Below are 15379 nucleotides of genomic sequence, written 5' to 3'. Positions count from 1 at the left end.
AGTCCTCCCGTGAACCGCATCTTCTCCGGCATGCAGCCGACCCGGCAGCTTCACCTCGGCAACTATCTGGGGGCGCTGCGCAACTGGGTCGAGCTGCAGAACAGCTACGAGTGCATCTTCTGCGTCGTCGACCTGCACGCGCTGACCATCGACCAGGACGCGGAGGTCCTGCGCAACAACATCCGCGAGGTCACCGCGGCCTACATCGCCGCCGGCATCGACCCGGAGAAGAACATCCTCTTCAACCAGTCCTTCGTCCCGGCCCATTCGGAACTGGCCTGGATCCTCTCCTGCCACACGCCGCTCGGCTGGCTGAACCGCATGACGCAGTTCAAGGAGAAGGCCGGCAAGCAGAAGGACATGGCGAACCTCGGCCTCTACTCCTACCCGGTGCTGATGGCCGCCGACATCCTGCTCTACAAGGCCACCCACGTCCCGGTGGGCGAGGACCAGAAGCAGCATCTGGAGCTGGCCCGCGACATCGCCGGCGCCTTCAACCGCCGCTACGACACCGAGTTCTTCCCGCTGCCCGAGCCGCAGATCCTGGGCGAGGCGACGCGCGTAATGTCCTTGCGCGACGGCACCAAGAAGATGAGCAAGTCGGACGAGTCCGAATATTCGCGCATCAACATGACCGACGACGCCGACACCATCGCGACGAAGGTCCGCAAGGCCAAGACCGATCCGGAACCGCTGCCGGACAATCTGGCTGACCTGGAGAAGCGTCCGGAAGCCGACAACCTCGTGACCATCTACGCCGCCCTGTCCGGCCAGACGCGCGAGCAGACGGTGCAGCAGTTCGCGGGCGCCCAGTTCTCCGGCTTCAAGGCGGCGCTGGTCGATCTGTCGGTCGCCAAGCTCGCCCCGATGACCACCCGCATGAAGGAGCTGCTGGACGACAAGGCGGAGATCGACCGCCTGCTGCGCCGCGGCGGCGAACGCGCGGCGGCCATCGCCGAGACGAACCTGAACGGCGTGAAGGACATCATCGGCCTTCTGCGTCCCTGACCACCCCGACCGAAAGGCGTCCGCCGTGACGGCTCCCATCCTGCTCACCGGGTTCCAGCCCTTCGGGGATCACGCCGTCAACCCGACGGCGCTCCTCATGGAGCGGCTGGCCGGTGAGCCGGGGGTCGTCACCGCGGTCCTGCCGGTCGAATACGACTCCTGCGGCGCGGCCTTCGCCGCCCTGCTGGAGGAGCACCAGCCCGCCGCCGCCCTGTGTTTCGGGCTGGCCGCCAGGTCCGAATACATCAAGATCGAGCGGCTGGCCTGGAACCGCGACGAGAGCGAGCAGGCCGACAACGCCGGGGTGGTGCGCACCGACGACGCCATCGAGCCGGACGGGCCGACCGCCTACAGCTCCACCCTGCCCGTCCCGACGCTGGTCCGCGAGCTGGCCATCGCCGGCCTGCCGGTGACCTTCAGCGACCATGCCGGCGGCTTCGTCTGCAACCACCTGTTCTACCGCGCCCGCCACCTGATCGAGATGGCGGACCTCGACCTTCCCATGGGCTTCGTCCACCTGCCGCCGCTGCCGGAGCAGGTCGCCGACCAGCCCGGCCGCTCCGGCCTGACGTTGGATCAGCAGGAACGGGCGGTGCGCGCGCTGGTCGGGCTGCTGCGCCAGGGGCTGGGGATCGCCGCCTGACCCGGCGGCCCGCTGCGATCAGGGGCGCCGCGATCAGGGGCGCTGCGCCAGCCGCTCCATCTCCTTCGCCCAGCCCGCGTAGTTCTTGTGGAAATCCGCCAGCGCCGGATCGTTCCGGGTGCGCTCGGCCATCGCCTGCATCAGCGGCGCCTGGGCCGCCGCCAGCTCCCGCGCGTCGGTGCGCCGGGTCGCCGTCAGGAAGGAGGACAGGCTGGTGACCAGCTTTCCCCCCGCCGGGGCCGCCGCCATCTTCGCCAGATCGTTGACGATCCAGGGCATGTATTTCAGCACATAATCGGCGTAGGTGCGCATGACCGGCGCCTGTTCCAGCAGGTCGGCGCGCTCGCGGTCGAAGTCCGCGCGGTCGAGGATGGCGTGGTTGCGGTAGACGACCGGCGCCTCCGCCGAGACGTCGCACTCCCAGCCCTTGCGCGGGACGAGCAGGTCAGCCTGGTCCTTTTCCTCGCGGTAGGGATAGAAGGGCATGGTCCGGCAGCGCGACGGCTTGTCGGCGTGGATGCCGCAGAGGTTGTCGGGCTGGAGCGCCGGGCAGGGAAAATGGTTCGGCAGATAGGCGGTGGGCTGGATCAGCACCGCCACCGTCTTTCGGTTGGGCAGGCGCACGCTGGTGCCCAGCCGGGTGGCGAGGTCGTAGGATTTCGCGTTCGACCGCACCACCGTCCAGACCAGGGCCAGCGGGAAGCGGACGGCGTGGGCCACCGCGTCCTTGAGCGTCAGCGGCAGCAGCCCGTGGCAGCATTTTCCGCAGGCGGTGCAGGCGAAGCGCGGTTCCATGATCCGGGTCCGCCCTCAGCGGCCGCAGCAGGCCTTGAACTTCTTCCCCGACCCGCAGGGGCAGGGCTCGTTGCGGCCGACCTTGACGACCCGGCGCGGCTCGCCCTTCGGGTTCACCTCGCCGGCGCTGTAGAGCCACTGGCCGTCGAGGCGGCGGAAGGACGCGCGCTCGTGGTGGCGCATGTCCTGGCCGTCGCGGCGGAAGTGGATGAGGAACTCGACGGTGCCCTCGTCGCCCTCCTCCGTCGCGCGCAGCACGTCGAGCCGCTGCCAGTCGCACTCGTCGGCCACCCGCTCCGCCTCGGCGCGGTTGAAGTCCTCGCGGATCTCCGGCGCGTGGGTGCGCTCCACATGGTCGAGGTCGTGGCGCACGAAGGCGGTGTAGCGCGACCGCATCAGCGCCTCGGCCGTCGCGGCGGGCGCGCCGGCCAGGATCGGGCCGCAGCAGGTCTCGAAGGAAAGGCCGGAACAGCAGGGGCAGGCGGAGGAGGTCATGGCGCGCGGGTCCGTCGGTGGGTCCGGGGCTGGTGTGGCAGGATGGGCCACCCCGGTCAAGCGCTGCGGACCGAACACAACGGACGGACAGGTGAGGTCAGGCCGAACGGGCGCGGCGCGGTTCGGACGGGGTGTGGACGGTCGGCTTCACGATGGCGCGCAGCTCTTCGAGGAAGGCGCGGCCGGTGTCGGTGAGCGTGACGATCTTGCGGCGGCGTTCGCGCGGGTCTTCCTGGGCCTGGACGAGGTCGAGCCCGGCCTTCCCGAAGCTGTGCCAGCGGCTGAGGGCCGCGACGTTGCGCGACGCGGAGGATTGGGCGATGCCCAGGCGTTCCGCAAGCTCGCCGATGGAAATCCCTTCGTTCTGCGCGATCGTCATGAAGGACAGCGCGTACTGGATCGGCAGGTCGGGATCGAGCTTGCGAAACGCCTCGAGCACATGGACGACGGTGGTCACCTCGTCAGGGCGAACCTCGTCAGCGCGAATATGGGCCGGCATCAGCGACCCTCCCCGAGCGAGGACCCCATCGGGCCGGTGTGTAGATGATGTTCAGGCGTCCAAGCCATATCACGAATTCCCCGTTATCCCGCCGGGCGTCGAAAAAACGATCCGGAGAGGCCCAGTGGGCGTGCTCAACGAAGACCGAACGACCGCAAAACCCCAAAAAGACACACATGGCTTCCTCTCGATATCCGGAATTCGCGTTCCAATGCGCTGGGTTGAAGAAGGGAGCCGTTAGCTCGCCGAGTGGTATGGGCGGACCAATCGCCCTGTCGGCGATTCGGGGTGGTGGGTACGATGGCTTTCATCGTGGTCTCCGTGGGTTGAAGGAAGGCAGGGGTTGAAGGAAGGCGCGGCCCCGAAGGGAACCGCAGGATCGGGTATCGCCTGTCAGCGATACGCTTGCAACGTCAAAAATGACCGGGCATCCGAAAGGTTCCGCTCCCGGATGTGTTGGGCCGGCACATAGCCCGCTTCGGTTCCGTCCAGCCCGATGTCGCGCCGCAGATGGGCGCTCAGCGTCTCCACCCCGGCATCGTCGCCGGCGGTGTCCAGCCACTGCCGCAGCAGGGCGTTCCACAAGGTTTGCATGACTCCTCTCCTTGGTGCAGATGAGCAATTAATCCGCTATCGGATGATTTCCGTCAAGCGTGATTCCCACCTGCCGGGCCAGGCGGTTGGGCTGCTCCGCCTTCGCTCTTGGCGATCCGCTTTTTCCACGGTATGGAGTCCCGTCATGAAGGCGACCCCAAGTACCACCGGCATCGTGCTCTGACGCGTTCGACGCGCAGAGCCTGAACGCGCGCACCCCGGAAGGGGAGCCCGCGGTGTGTCCCTGCGCCCGCGCGCAGGCGGAAAGCCGCCGCATCGGCGGCTCACAAGCCGTGAGCAACGTCATGGAAAACGTCTTCGAAAGCCCGTTCAAGGGCATCACGCTGGACAAGCAGGTCACCAACCCGAACATCGTCGTCGGCCGGTACAGCTATTATTCCGGCTATTATCATGGCCACAGCTTCGACGACTGCGCCCGGTTTCTTCTTCCGGACGAGGGCGTCGACCGGTTGGTGATCGGCAGCTTCTGCTCGATCGGGTCCGGCGCGGCCTTCATCATGGCGGGCAACCAAGGCCACCGGAACGACTGGATCAGCACCTTTCCCTTCTTCTGGATGCCCGAGGTGCCGTCCTTCGCCGGCGCCCGGAACGGCTACCGGCCGGCCGGCGACACGGTGGTCGGCAACGACGTCTGGATCGGGTCGGAGGCCATCGTCATGCCCGGCGTCACCATCGGCGACGGCGCTGTGATCGGCACAAGGGCGCTGGTGACGCGCGACGTCGAACCCTATGCGATCGTGGGCGGCAACCCCGCCCGGGTGATCCGCAAGCGCTTCGACGACGATCTCATCGCGTTGCTGCTCGAGATGAGGTGGTGGGATTGGTCCGACGACCAGTTGCAGGGCGCCATGCCGATCCTGACCAGCTGCGACGTCGCGCGTCTGCATCGCTATTGGCGCGATGTGATCGAACGCGACTGACAGCAATCGGGCCGGCCTCGCCTGTTCGTTTGCAGGCGAGGTCGACCCCCGTGAGTCACACCGAACGCGCCTGGAAAGCTCAGGGGGAGGGGCGGCCGCCGACGCGGGCGTCCCAGCCCAGCATCGCGACCTCGGCCACCGCCTCCAGCTCGGCGCGCTCCGCGCCGTCGCGGGCGAGGATCGACATGCCGGCCTGCACCGTCTGCACGAACCGGGCGAGCGCGTGGAGATCGACCGAGGCCGGGATCTCGCCCTCGGCCACGGCCCGCGCCATACGCTCCGTCAGGATGTCGACCGCCGAGGCGCGCGCCGACCGCACCACCTCACCCAGTTCGGCGTGCCCCTCGCTGCCGACCGCGGAGAGCGTCACCATGCAGCCGCGCGGGATGTCGCCGCGGCAACCGGTGAGGGTCGCGGCCGAGTCCATCAGCAGGCCCATGACCGCCTCGCGGGCGGTGCCGGCGGTGAAAAAGCGCCCCCAGACCAACCCCTCGTAGCTTTTGCGGTAGTGGTTCACCGCCTCGACGTAGAGCGCCTCCTTCGAGCCGAAGGCGGCGTAGAGGCTGGGCGAGGCGATCCCCATGGCCTCCGTCAGGTCGGCGATGGAGGTCGCCTCGTAGCCCTTGCTCCAGAACAGGCGGGTCGCCTGGGCCAGGGCGGCCTCGCGGTCGAACGCGCGCGGCCGTCCGCGCCCGCGGGCGGGCGGCGGGGCCGCGGTCCTGTCGTCGGTGGGTGGCGGGGTCGGTCCTGATTTCTGCATCGATCACTATTTAATCCCGCCGCGACGTGGGGGCAATGGCCTCCGGCGACGGCGTTCTATTTCTGTGTCGATCAATACAAAATATGTTGACCGCGGCGCCGGACGCCTCTAGCTATTTTTGTATCGAACGACACAGAAAGGCCGGATCATGGTTGAGCAGAGTGGTGAGTTGGTTGGCAAGCGCGCCCTGGTGACGGGCGGTTCGCGGGGCATCGGCGCCGCCATCGCGCTGGCGCTCGCCGCCAAGGGCGCGGATGTGGCGATCTCCTACGAGCGGTCGGCCGAGCGCGCCGCCGAAGTGGTCCGGGCGATCGAGGCGAAGGGCCGGCGCGCGGTCGCCATCCAGGCCGACAGCGCCGATCCGGGGGCCATGGCGGACTTGGTCGGCCGGACGGTGGAGGCGCTCGGCGGCCTCGACATCCTGGTCAACAACGCCGGCATCGCCCGCCAGGGCTTGGTCGAGGAGATGAGCCTCGCCGACATCGACGCGCTTCTGGACGTCAACGTGCGCGCGGCGGTGCTGGTGGCTCAGGCGGCCATCCCGCATCTGAAGGAGGGGGGGCGCATCGTCTTCATCGGGTCGTGCCTCGCCGACCGCATCACCGCCCCGGGCGTCACCGTCTATTCGATGACCAAGTCGGCGCAGATCGCCCTGACGCACGGCCTCGCCCGCGAACTCGGCCCGCGTGACATCACCGTCAATCTGGTTCAGCCGGGAGCGACCGACACCGACATGAATCCGGCGAACGGAGACCACGCCGAAATCCTGCGCTCGCAAACGCCGCTCGGCCGTTACGGCAAGCCGGAGGATGTGGCGGCGGCCGTCGCCTTCCTGGCCAGCCCGGCGGCGCGGCAGATCTCCGGGGCCACCCTGACGGTGGACGGCGGCCTGAACGCCTGATTCTGGATCCGGCTCGGGGAAGCCTTTGTTCGAAAAGGCTCTCCCGGACGGCTCCGACCAAGGATTAACGATCCGTTAACGACGAATATGGGGCGACCCGAGGAGCGTCAACACCACCATCAACGGCAGCAACGGAGACGCCACAGATGCGGCACGCACCGATGAGAACGGCCGATTCCCCCGCAACCCGGCCGCCGCCGCAGGGTGTCGCCCGATGAGCCGTTCCGCGACGCTCGACGGGCTGCGGGGTTATTTCCTCGTCTTCATGATGGTGAACCATGTGGTGCTGGCCGGCGGCGTGCTGCTCGCCAAGGTCAACCACGCCGAACTCGGCTATGTGCAGGACGCCCAGGGCTTCGTCCTGCTGTCGGGCATCGTCGCCGGGATGTACTACACCCGCGTCTGGACCCAGCGTTCGCCCGAGGCGGCGCGGCGGCGCCTGTTCGCCCGCGCCCGCGAACTGTACGTCTCGACCATGCTGGTGATCGCGCTGGTCACCACCATGGTTGTGCTGGTCCCCGGCGCGCGGGAGCCTCTGGGCGGCTTCCTCGGCCATCTGGCCGGACTGGAGCCCGGCACCCTGCTGGCGAGTGCGCTCCTCCTGCATTCGCCGACCTTCACGGATCTGCTGATCCAGTACATCCTCTACCTCGCGGCGACGCCGCTGCTGCTCCGCCTGATCCTCGACGGCCACGCCCGCAAGGTCGCGCTGGGCAGCGCCGCGCTGTGGGCCGCCGTGCAGACGGGCCTGCATGTGCCGGTGCTGAGCGCGCTCGACGCCGGGCTGGCGCGGCTCAGCGACGGGCTGGCGGTGCGCGGGCCGTTCAACCCGCTCGCCTGGCAGGTGCTCTACGTCGCCGGGCTGCTGATCGGCAGCGCCGTGCAGCGGGGCCGCTTCGACACCGACCGCTGGTTCCCGGTCGAGCGGCCGCCCTGGCTGGTTCCGGCGCTGGTCACCGTGGTGGTCTGCGCGGCCTGGCACCTGTCCTTCGTCCATGAGCTGGTCAGCCCGATCGTCGGCGAGCGTTTCCTGCGCTACGTCGACCGCACCGAGTTCAGCCTCGTCTACCTCGCGAACTTCGCGGCGCTGGCCTATGCCGTATCGTGGCTGCTCGTCGCGGGGCCGCGGTCGTCCCACCCGGTCGCCGCCGGCACCGCCCGGCTGCTTACCGCGCTGTTCAACCTGCCCTTCCTCCGGCTGCTGGGGCGGCACTCGCTGCAGGTCTATCTGTTCCACGTGCTGGTCGCCTACGCGATCCTGCTGATCGACCTGTTCGGCGGCCCCTTCAACCAGCTCACCAAGGCGGTTCTGCTGCTCGCCAGCGTCGCCAGCCTCGCCATCCCCGCCCTGTGGCGGGAGCGGAGCCGCGCCAGGCCGGCGGAGCGGGGCGCCGTCCGGATGGGCCCGTCGCGGGGCTGAGCGTGTAAGGGCCTGGACGGACGGAATTCCTCTTGTCCTGGACAAGGCCGCCCCGCTGGGTCAAAGAGAAAGCATCAAAAGGGGTGGGACCGCTGGAAGGGCCGTCGACCGGCCGATCCCCGCCCACCCTTGCGTTGCTGAGGACGATCGACCCGCGTGACGAGACGCGCCCATCATCGGTGGTTGGGAACCCTGGCCGCCGCACTGCTGGCGGTGTCGGTGGCGCCCTCGCTGGCCCCGGCGCCGGCCAAGGCCGACCCCCGCTTCGTGCCCGGCCCCTGCTGGTTCTCCGTGCCCGAGGGCGAGGCCGCGCTGTGCGGGACCGTCGGCGTGCCCGACCGGCGCGACCGGCCGGCGACGCGGGCCTTCCGCCTGCCGGTCGTCGTCCTGCTGTCCACCGCCAAGCAGCCGTCTCCCGACCCGGTCCTGTTCCTGGAGGGCGGCCCCGGCGCCTCTCCCTTCGGCAGCGGCGAGGCGGTGGAGGAGCGGATGGAGGTGTGGTGGTCGCTGACCGCCGGCTTCCGCCGGTCACGCCACGTCGTGCTGTTCGACCCGCGCGGCGCCGGGCGGGCCGAGCCGGACACCGACTGCCCGGAGCTGGACGTGCTGGGCGCTGCGCCCCGCCTGCGCCCGGTGTCGCGGGATCGCCGCGCCGCGCTGGAGCGCACGGCCATCGCCGCCTGCCGCGACCGCTTCACCGCCGCCGGGCTGGACGGCGCCATGTTCACCACCCCCATCGCCGCCGACGACGCCATGGACGTCGCCACGGCGCTGGGCGCGCCGCGGGTCAACCTGTTCGCCGTGTCCTACGGCACGCGGGTGGCGCTGGAGATCCTGCGGCGCCACAGCGGGCGGGTGCGCGCCGCGGTGCTCGATTCCATCTACCCGCCTGACGTGAACGCGACGGAGGAGGCGCCCTGGCTGGCGCACCGGGCGTTCAAGCGGCTGTTCGACGATTGCGCGGCCAACCGCGTGTGCCGCGCCGCCTATCCGGACCTGGAGCGTCATCTGCTGGAGCTGGTCGAGCGGCTGGGCAAGGCCCCGGTGGACGTGCCGGTGGGCGATCCGGAGATTCCGCGCTGGGCGCGGCTGGACAGCGCCGCCGCCCTGTCGGCCCTGCTGGAGGCGATGGCCGAGGGCGAAAGCGTGCCCCGCCTGCCCGCCCTGATCGAACGGGCGTGGCGCGGCCGCTACGACCGCCTGACCGACTGGGTTCCTGCCCCTTGGCTGGGCGACCCCGACTCGGCGGAGGGCATGGCCTTTTCCATCGAATGCCGGGAGACGGTGAACCCCGCCGACCCGCTGCGGCTGGCCGACGCCGCCCGCCGCTTCGCCCCCTACGGCGCGGTCACCGCCGACGATCCCGGCCGGCGCGTCTGCGCCCAATGGCCCGCCGCCGCGCAGGAGGCGTCGGAGCGGCTGCCGGTGGCCAGCCCGGTGCCGGTTCTCCTGCTGTCCGGCGCCTACGACCCGCTGACCCCGCCGGACTGGGCGGAGCGCGCCGCGGCGACCCTGCCGAAAAGCCGGCATCTGGTCTTCCGCAGCGCCGGCCATCTGGTCACCGCATCGGATGACTGCGCCGTCGCCGCCGCCACCCAGTTCGTGGATTCGGAAACCCTGCCCGCCAACGCCTGCCCGGCGGCGGCCAAGCCGCCGGGGTTCCAGCCGCCGTAAGCTCTACTTCAGCGCGTCCAGCATGAAGGCCGGCAGGGCGAAGCTGGCGACGTGGATGTCGGGCGTGTAGTAGCGGGTGACGAGCCCCGCCGCGGCGAAGCGCGGGCGGATCGCCTCCGCCGTCTGGCGGCGCAGCGCCGCGTCGTCGGTGGCCCAGCCGAAGGCCATGAAGCCGCCGTAGTAGCTGGGCACCGGCGCCACGAAGAAGCTCGCGTCCGCGAACAGTCGGCCCAGCCGCCGGTGGCTGTCCTTCAACTCGTCCGGCTGGAGGAACGGCACGCCGTTCTGGGTGACCAGCACGCCGCCGGGGGTCAGCCGCGCCTTGCAGTCGGCGTAGAACGCCTCGGTGAAGAGGACGGCGCCCGGCCCGTGGGGGTCGGTGGAATCGACGATGATGACGTCGAACCGCTCCGTGGTCTCCTTGACGAAGGCGCAGCCGTCGGCGATCACCAGATCCGTGCGCGGATCGTCGAAGGCGCCGGCGCTGATCGACGGCAGATGGGCGATGGACAGGTCGACCACGGAGCGGTCGATCTCCACCATCGTCACCCGCTCCACCGCCTTGTGCTCCAGGCAGCGGCGCAGCATGCCGCCGTCGCCACCGCCGACGATCAGGACGCGGCGGACCCGCCCATGCGCCAGGATCGGCACATGGGTCAGCATCTCGTGATAGACGAACTCATCGCCCTCGGTGGTCTGGACGACGCCGTCGAGCGCCATCACGCGGCCCAGCACCGGGTTCTCGAAGATCACCAGGTCCTGGAGGCCGGTGCGGTCGCGGTGCAGGACGCGGCCCATGCGCAGGCGCTGGGCCACGTCCCTATGCAACGTCTCGTCGTACCAGCCGGAGCCGGAGTCGCTCATGACCCGGTTTCGCCGCGCAGCAGCTCGTCGCACTTCACGCCGGTGGGCTTGAAGGCGCGTTCCAGCACCGGGATGGCCTTCATGGGCTGCGCGTCGCCGCACATGAAGATGTCCAGCGCGGCGTAGCCGCGTTCCGGCCAGGTGTGGATGCTGATGTGCGACTCGGCGAGCACCGCCACGCCGGAGATGCCGCCGTTCGGCGTGAAATGATGCAGGTGGATGTGCAGGAGCGTCGCCCCCGCCACCTCCACGGACTCGATCAGCGTGGAACGGACATGGTCCAGCTCGTCCAGACGTTCGGCGCCCCACAGATCGACGATCAGGTGGGTGCCGGCGCAGACCTTGCCATCGCGGACGATGAAATGGTCCTTGCGGTCGTCTTGAGATTCCCTCCAGGGACCAGAAGTCACGTTGGTCCGGTTGGAGATTTGACCTTCCGTTTGGGCTTTCCTTGGATCGCTTCCCAAGTCCATCCCCAATTGGAAGAGAGAAGCGGTCTTCGCCATCGTTCTCCCCCATCAGCAGATGTTCCGCGCAGGTGGCGCGGAGGAGGGGGGCATATGGGACAAATTCGCATGCGAATCAACACAATTCTGTCCCCGCATCCCCTTTGTGCTTGGCGGCGGCCCTCTGGCGCGGCGCGCGGCGGCGGCGCATAATCGCCTGTCCGCCGCCGTCCGGAGCGGGCCGGCATCCTGTCTGGAGGTCCTCCCCACCATGAACCGCAAGCCGCTGATCGGCGTTCCCGCCTGCGCCCGCATGATGGGCGAGCATCCCTTCCACGTCGTCGGCGACAAGTATGTGCGTGCGGTGTCGGACGGGGCCGGCGGCATGCCGCTGCTGATCCCGGCGCTGGGAACGGCGCTGGACATGGACGAGGTGGCTGGCCGGCTCGACGGGCTGCTGGTCACCGGAAGCCCGTCGAACGTCGAGCCGCACCGCTACGGCGGGTCGCCCAGTGAGCCGGGCACCCTGCACGACCCGGAGCGCGACGACACCACCCTGCCGCTGATCCGCGCCGCGCTGGAGATGGGCGTGCCGCTGCTGGGCATCTGCCGCGGCTTCCAGGAACTGAACGTGGCGCTGGGCGGCACGCTGCACCAGCGGGTGCACGAGGTGCCGGGCTACGCCAACCACCGCGAGGACAAGGAGGCGCCGTTGGCCGTGCAGTACGGGCCGTCGCACAGCGTGCGGCTGACCCCCGGCGGCGTGCTGGAAAAGCTGGCCGGCGGCGAGGCCGCGGTGACCGTCAACTCCTTGCACGGGCAGGGCGTCGATCGGCTGGCCGACGGGCTGATCGTGGAGGCGATGGCCGAGGATGGGCTGGTCGAGGCGGTGCGGGTGGCGGGGGCGCCGGCCTTCGCGCTGGCTGTGCAGTGGCACCCGGAATGGCGGTTCTGGGAGAACCCGCTGTCGGCGGCGATCCTGCGCGCCTTCGGAAGCGCCGCCGCCGACCGGGCGCGGCGGCGCCTTTCCTGAAAGATGGTTTCAGGACAATAGATTAGGTCAACAATCGGCAGGTGCCGCGTGCCCAGGATTTGGGCACGCCACTCTCAGCCCGTCAGCTTCAGCCGGCCCGCGAGATGCGGCGGAGGAAGTCGATGAGCTGCGCCTGCTCCTCGGCCGAGAGATCCTTCACCATGGCCTTGTCATGGGCCTGGATGCGCGGAATCAGCTCGTCCAGCAGCTTCTCCCCTTCCGGGGACAGGCGGAGCGCGTAGGAGCGGCGGTCGTTGGGCGAGGGCGCCCGGATGACCAGACCGCGCGACTCGAGCCGGTCGATGACCGCGACCATGGTCGAACGGTCGATGCCCACCGCCGAGCCCAGGTCGGACTGCGACAAGCCCTCGTTCTCCTTGATCATGATCAGGACGCCGAACTGTCCCGGCGTCATGTCGTGGGGCGACACGGCGTTCTGGAAGCTCTGGAACACGGCCACCTGCGCCTTGCGCAGATTGTAGCCGACGAGCTCCGGCAGAGGGCCGAGGGCCATCTTTCCGGACTTGCTCGGACGCTGGCGGGTGCGCCGGTCCGAGGGGGTGGGGCGGTCGATGTCGGTCAACGTGAAAGCCGTCGTTTATTGACTAGTCTATTGGTCGTGTAAAATGCAGGCAGGTGCCGAATTTGTCAGCAAGAACCACACAATCCGCCTCATATGCATAGCACCCATTCCTGTTGCGCATTGGTTCCGCCCGGAAGCGGCTCCACCTCTAGCCCTAAGAAGTGATCGCGCTCCTGACACCGGCCCCCCCGGAAACAGGCATGCCGGCGCGGTTGCCCGTCGACGGTTCATTCCCCTGCCGCAGGCGGGCTCCAACAACGGAGCTTCCGACGCCCGGTCCCCCCCAGACCGGGCGTCTTCGCGCCAAAGCCCCGGCCCGACGGCTGGGGCTTTTTTCTGATGATCTTTCCGGTAGGGTGGTTGCCCGAACCGCACCCCCTCCGAAAGAAAGGCGCGCCATGGCCTACGCCATTCCCCTGTGGCCCCAGCCCACCGTTCCGGTCGCTGGCGGCGATCCGTTCCCGGTCCGCCGCATCTACTGCGTCGGCCGCAACTACGCCGCCCACGCGCGCGAGATGGGCGCCGATCCGGACCGCGAGCCGCCGTTCTTCTTCATGAAGCCCGCCGACGCCATCGTCGCCGACGGCACCGCCATCCCCTACCCGCCCCGGACCGCCAACCTGCACCATGAGATCGAGCTGGTCGTGGCCATCGGCACCGGCGGGCGCGACATCCCGGTGGAGCGCGCGCTGGACCATGTCTACGGCTATGGCGTGGGGCTGGACATGACCCGCCGCGACCTGCAGAACGCGGCGAAGAAGGAAGGCAAGCCCTGGGACATGGGCAAGGGCTTCGACCAGTCCGCCCCCTGCGGCACGCTGCGCCGCGCCGCCGACATCGGCCACCCCGACAAGGGATCGGTGACGCTGTCGGTCAACGGCGACCTGCGCCAGAAGGGCGATCTGGCGGACCTGATCTGGTCCGTGTCCGAAACGATTTCCTACCTGTCGGGCTTGGTCGAACTGCAGCCGGGCGACCTGATCTACACCGGCACGCCGGAGGGCGTCGGCCCGGTGGTCGCCGGCGACCGGCTGGAAGGCGCGGTCGAGGGCGTCGGCTCCATCGCCGTCACCATCGCCTGACATCGGCCATACGGATCACTCGACGATGCGCATCGCCACCTGGAACATCAACTCCGTCCGCATGCGGATGGACCTGCTGCTGCGCCTCATCGACGAGGCGCAGCCGGACGTCATCTGCCTGCAGGAGACCAAGGTCGTCGACACCGACTTCCCCATGGCCCCGCTGGCCGGGAAGGGCTACGTCCACGCCCACATCCACGGGATGAAGAGCTACAACGGCGTCGCCATCCTGTCGAAGCTGCCCTTCGCGTCGCGCGACGTGCAGCACTGGTGCGGCAAGCAGGACTGCCGCCACGTCTTCGCCGAACTGCCCGGCGGGATCGAGCTGCACAGCGTCTACATCCCGGCGGGCGGGGACATTCCGGACCCGGAACAGAACGACAAGTTCGCCCACAAGCTTCAGTTCGTTGACGAAATGACCGAGTGGTGGACGACCCGGCGCAGCCCGGACCGCCGCATGGTCATGGTCGGCGACCTGAACATCGCACCGCTGGAGAACGACGTCTGGAGCCACAAGGAGCTTCTGAAGATCGTTTCCCACACACCGGTGGAGGTGGCGAAGTTGACGGCGATGCAGGCGTCCATCGGCTGGGTGGACGCGCTGCGCCATTTCGTTCCGCCCACGGAAAAGCTCTACACCTGGTGGAGCTACCGCGCGAAGGACTGGGCGGCCTCCGACCGCGGCCGGCGGCTGGACCACATCTGGGTCACCCCGCCGCTGAAGGACGCGCTGACCGGCCACCGCGTCCTGCGCGAGGCCCGCGGCTGGGAGCCGAAGCCGTCCGACCATGTGCCGGTGATGGTCGATCTGGACGTGTGATCCGCTGGGTCAGCCCGCCGCCAGAGGCACGTTCATCGTTATGACCGACGGCGTCCCGTCCTCCGCCACCCGGAAGCGGTGGGCGCAGCCGTCGGTCAGGCGGTGGGCCGGCTTGCCCACCATGTCCCAGCCGGTGGCCAGCGCGTAGAGCGCCCGCATCACCCCGTTGTGGGCCACCGCCCCGGTCGGCACGCCCTGCGCGCCCACCTCGGCCAGCCAGGGGATCAGCCGCGCCTGCACGTCGCGCGGGCTCTCCCCGCCGGGCGCCCGGAAGTCGAGGCCCATCCGCTCTCGGTCCGCGGTCAGGGCGCCGCTCGACCGCAGTTCCTCCAGCAGGCGGCCTTCCCATTCCCCCCAGCCCATTTCGACCAGACGCGGTTCCGGCGACGGATCGAGGCCGAGCAGCCGGGCCGTCTCCCAGGCCCGCCGCTTCGGGCTGGCGACCCAACGGTAGCCCAGCACGTCCGGCGGCAGCCTCCAGGTCGCGACTCGGGCGCGGCCCTCGTCGGACAGCGGCTCGTCGATGCCGCCCTGGAGACGGTGCGCGGCGTTCCAGGCGGTCGGCCCGTGGCGCAGGATGATGAGGTCGGTCATGGATTCCCTTTCCGCGCGGCGCGCCGGACCACCGCGTCCAGCGCCTCCACCGCGATGGACAGATCGTGTTCCTCGACGGCGATGCGGCGCGCGGCCTCGCCGAAGCGGCGGCGTTTCCCAGGGTCGTCGAGCAGCGCCCTGACGGCGGCGGCAAAAGCCTCCGCGTCGCCCACGGGAGGCAACAGGCCGGTCACCCCGTCGCGCACGACGTCCGGCACCCCCCCCGT

Annotated in this window: 19 protein-coding genes; 9 read left to right on the top strand and 10 right to left on the bottom strand. The window is 69.5% G+C overall.

Annotated features, from left to right (window positions below; translation table 11 throughout):
* Positions 1-9 precede the first annotated feature (9 nt).
* Together trpS and GBZ26_RS03125 are read left to right on the top strand one after the other, a co-directional pair.
* A complete protein-coding gene (trpS, locus tag GBZ26_RS03130) occupies positions 10-1008 on the top strand; it encodes a tryptophan--tRNA ligase (protein ID WP_014238993.1) in 999 nt (332 codons plus the stop codon).
* Between the two features lie 25 nt (positions 1009-1033).
* Complete coding sequence (locus GBZ26_RS03125; RefSeq protein ID WP_174437553.1) at positions 1034-1651, top strand: pyroglutamyl-peptidase I family protein; 618 nt, start codon at positions 1034-1036, stop codon at positions 1649-1651.
* 33 nt (positions 1652-1684) lie between these two features.
* On the opposite strand, the gene GBZ26_RS03120 is transcribed toward GBZ26_RS03125, so the two are convergent.
* From GBZ26_RS03120 to GBZ26_RS03105, 4 genes are all read right to left on the bottom strand, one after another.
* Entirely contained in the window at positions 1685-2446 is a 762-nt protein-coding gene (locus GBZ26_RS03120) for a YkgJ family cysteine cluster protein (RefSeq protein ID WP_174437552.1), read from the bottom strand.
* A 15-nt stretch (positions 2447-2461) separates the two neighbouring features.
* A complete protein-coding gene (locus tag GBZ26_RS03115) occupies positions 2462-2941 on the bottom strand; it encodes a YchJ family protein (protein ID WP_094301341.1) in 480 nt (159 codons plus the stop codon).
* Between the two features lie 97 nt (positions 2942-3038).
* Positions 3039-3440 (bottom strand): MarR family winged helix-turn-helix transcriptional regulator, encoded by a 402-nt coding sequence (locus GBZ26_RS03110; protein WP_174437551.1) that lies wholly within the window; start codon positions 3438-3440, stop codon positions 3039-3041.
* 393 nt (positions 3441-3833) lie between these two features.
* On the bottom strand, positions 3834-4034 hold the full coding sequence (locus GBZ26_RS03105; RefSeq protein WP_035670522.1) for a hypothetical protein: 201 nt from the start codon (positions 4032-4034) through the stop codon (positions 3834-3836).
* Between the two features lie 305 nt (positions 4035-4339).
* On the opposite strand from GBZ26_RS03105, the gene catB reads away from it, so the two are divergent.
* Entirely contained in the window at positions 4340-4975 is a 636-nt protein-coding gene (catB, locus tag GBZ26_RS03100) for a type B chloramphenicol O-acetyltransferase (RefSeq protein ID WP_174437550.1), read from the top strand.
* A 79-nt stretch (positions 4976-5054) separates the two neighbouring features.
* Here the strand turns inward: catB and GBZ26_RS03095 are convergent, their stop codons facing one another.
* A complete protein-coding gene (locus GBZ26_RS03095; protein ID WP_174437549.1) occupies positions 5055-5735 on the bottom strand; it encodes a TetR/AcrR family transcriptional regulator in 681 nt (226 codons plus the stop codon).
* A gap of 148 nt (positions 5736-5883) precedes the next feature.
* Here GBZ26_RS03095 and GBZ26_RS03090 point away from each other — a divergent pair, with 148 nt between their 5' ends.
* The 3 genes from GBZ26_RS03090 (at position 5884) to GBZ26_RS03080 (ending at position 9730) form a co-directional block, all read left to right on the top strand.
* On the top strand, positions 5884-6636 hold the full coding sequence (locus tag GBZ26_RS03090; RefSeq protein ID WP_174437548.1) for an SDR family oxidoreductase: 753 nt from the start codon (positions 5884-5886) through the stop codon (positions 6634-6636).
* 214 nt (positions 6637-6850) lie between these two features.
* On the top strand, positions 6851-8056 hold the full coding sequence (locus GBZ26_RS03085) for an OpgC family protein (protein WP_174437547.1): 1206 nt from the start codon (positions 6851-6853) through the stop codon (positions 8054-8056).
* Positions 8057-8212: 156 nt separating this feature from the next.
* Positions 8213-9730: an alpha/beta hydrolase gene (locus GBZ26_RS03080; RefSeq protein WP_343207172.1), complete on the top strand. Its 1518-nt coding sequence runs from the start codon at positions 8213-8215 to the stop codon at positions 9728-9730.
* Positions 9731-9733: 3 nt separating this feature from the next.
* On the opposite strand, the gene speE is transcribed toward GBZ26_RS03080, so the two are convergent.
* Together speE and speD are read right to left on the bottom strand one after the other, a co-directional pair.
* The gene (gene speE / locus GBZ26_RS03075; RefSeq protein WP_174437546.1) at positions 9734-10594 is read right to left on the bottom strand and encodes a polyamine aminopropyltransferase; all 861 of its coding nucleotides are present in this window, start codon (positions 10592-10594) and stop codon (positions 9734-9736) included.
* The gene (gene speD, locus GBZ26_RS03070) at positions 10591-11004 is read right to left on the bottom strand and encodes an adenosylmethionine decarboxylase (RefSeq protein WP_236778146.1); all 414 of its coding nucleotides are present in this window, start codon (positions 11002-11004) and stop codon (positions 10591-10593) included. The genes speE and speD overlap by 4 nt, the downstream gene beginning before the upstream one ends.
* A 307-nt stretch (positions 11005-11311) precedes the next feature.
* Here speD and GBZ26_RS03065 point away from each other — a divergent pair, with 307 nt between their 5' ends.
* On the top strand, positions 11312-12073 hold the full coding sequence (locus tag GBZ26_RS03065; protein ID WP_174437545.1) for a gamma-glutamyl-gamma-aminobutyrate hydrolase family protein: 762 nt from the start codon (positions 11312-11314) through the stop codon (positions 12071-12073).
* A gap of 88 nt (positions 12074-12161) precedes the next feature.
* Here GBZ26_RS03065 and GBZ26_RS03060 read toward each other — a convergent pair whose 3' ends face one another.
* Positions 12162-12656, bottom strand: coding sequence for a MarR family winged helix-turn-helix transcriptional regulator (locus GBZ26_RS03060; protein WP_051140036.1), 495 nt, complete (start codon positions 12654-12656; stop codon positions 12162-12164).
* A gap of 398 nt (positions 12657-13054) precedes the next feature.
* On the opposite strand from GBZ26_RS03060, the gene GBZ26_RS03055 reads away from it, so the two are divergent.
* Positions 13055-13738, top strand: coding sequence for a fumarylacetoacetate hydrolase family protein (locus tag GBZ26_RS03055; RefSeq protein WP_174437544.1), 684 nt, complete (start codon positions 13055-13057; stop codon positions 13736-13738).
* A gap of 25 nt (positions 13739-13763) precedes the next feature.
* Positions 13764-14558 (top strand): exodeoxyribonuclease III, encoded by a 795-nt coding sequence (xth, locus tag GBZ26_RS03050; protein ID WP_174437543.1) that lies wholly within the window; start codon positions 13764-13766, stop codon positions 14556-14558.
* Between the two features lie 9 nt (positions 14559-14567).
* Here the strand turns inward: xth and GBZ26_RS03045 are convergent, their stop codons facing one another.
* Entirely contained in the window at positions 14568-15152 is a 585-nt protein-coding gene (locus GBZ26_RS03045) for a histidine phosphatase family protein (RefSeq protein ID WP_174437542.1), read from the bottom strand.
* A partial coding sequence (locus GBZ26_RS03040) for a glycosyltransferase (RefSeq protein WP_174437541.1) occupies positions 15149-15379 on the bottom strand: 231 nt, incomplete at its 5' end. The genes GBZ26_RS03040 and GBZ26_RS03045, both read right to left, overlap by 4 nt.

Source organism: Azospirillum formosense (assembly GCF_013340925.1).
GTDB lineage: Bacteria > Pseudomonadota > Alphaproteobacteria > Azospirillales > Azospirillaceae > Azospirillum > Azospirillum formosense.
The sequence above is the reverse complement of the archived record's forward strand: the minus strand, read 5'-3'. Positions and strand labels throughout refer to the sequence as shown.

What these genes read in the sequence shown, in the direction of transcription:
- GBZ26_RS03115 (WP_094301341.1), bottom strand. Translation starts at nt 2,941, where the DNA reads ATGACCTCCTCCGCCTGCCCCTGCTGTTCCGGCCTTTCCTTCGAGACC.
- speE (WP_174437546.1), bottom strand. Translation starts at nt 10,594, where the DNA reads ATGAGCGACTCCGGCTCCGGCTGGTACGACGAGACGTTGCATAGGGAC.
- GBZ26_RS03045 (WP_174437542.1), bottom strand. Translation starts at nt 15,152, where the DNA reads ATGACCGACCTCATCATCCTGCGCCACGGGCCGACCGCCTGGAACGCC.
- GBZ26_RS03085 (WP_174437547.1), top strand. Translation starts at nt 6,851, where the DNA reads ATGAGCCGTTCCGCGACGCTCGACGGGCTGCGGGGTTATTTCCTCGTC.
- GBZ26_RS03110 (WP_174437551.1), bottom strand. Translation starts at nt 3,440, where the DNA reads ATGCCGGCCCATATTCGCGCTGACGAGGTTCGCCCTGACGAGGTGACC.
- GBZ26_RS03090 (WP_174437548.1), top strand. Translation starts at nt 5,884, where the DNA reads ATGGTTGAGCAGAGTGGTGAGTTGGTTGGCAAGCGCGCCCTGGTGACG.
- catB (WP_174437550.1), top strand. Translation starts at nt 4,340, where the DNA reads ATGGAAAACGTCTTCGAAAGCCCGTTCAAGGGCATCACGCTGGACAAG.
- GBZ26_RS03065 (WP_174437545.1), top strand. Translation starts at nt 11,312, where the DNA reads ATGAACCGCAAGCCGCTGATCGGCGTTCCCGCCTGCGCCCGCATGATG.
- GBZ26_RS03095 (WP_174437549.1), bottom strand. Translation starts at nt 5,735, where the DNA reads ATGCAGAAATCAGGACCGACCCCGCCACCCACCGACGACAGGACCGCG.
- GBZ26_RS03055 (WP_174437544.1), top strand. Translation starts at nt 13,055, where the DNA reads ATGGCCTACGCCATTCCCCTGTGGCCCCAGCCCACCGTTCCGGTCGCT.
- GBZ26_RS03105 (WP_035670522.1), bottom strand. Translation starts at nt 4,034, where the DNA reads ATGCAAACCTTGTGGAACGCCCTGCTGCGGCAGTGGCTGGACACCGCC.
- xth (WP_174437543.1), top strand. Translation starts at nt 13,764, where the DNA reads ATGCGCATCGCCACCTGGAACATCAACTCCGTCCGCATGCGGATGGAC.
- GBZ26_RS03120 (WP_174437552.1), bottom strand. Translation starts at nt 2,446, where the DNA reads ATGGAACCGCGCTTCGCCTGCACCGCCTGCGGAAAATGCTGCCACGGG.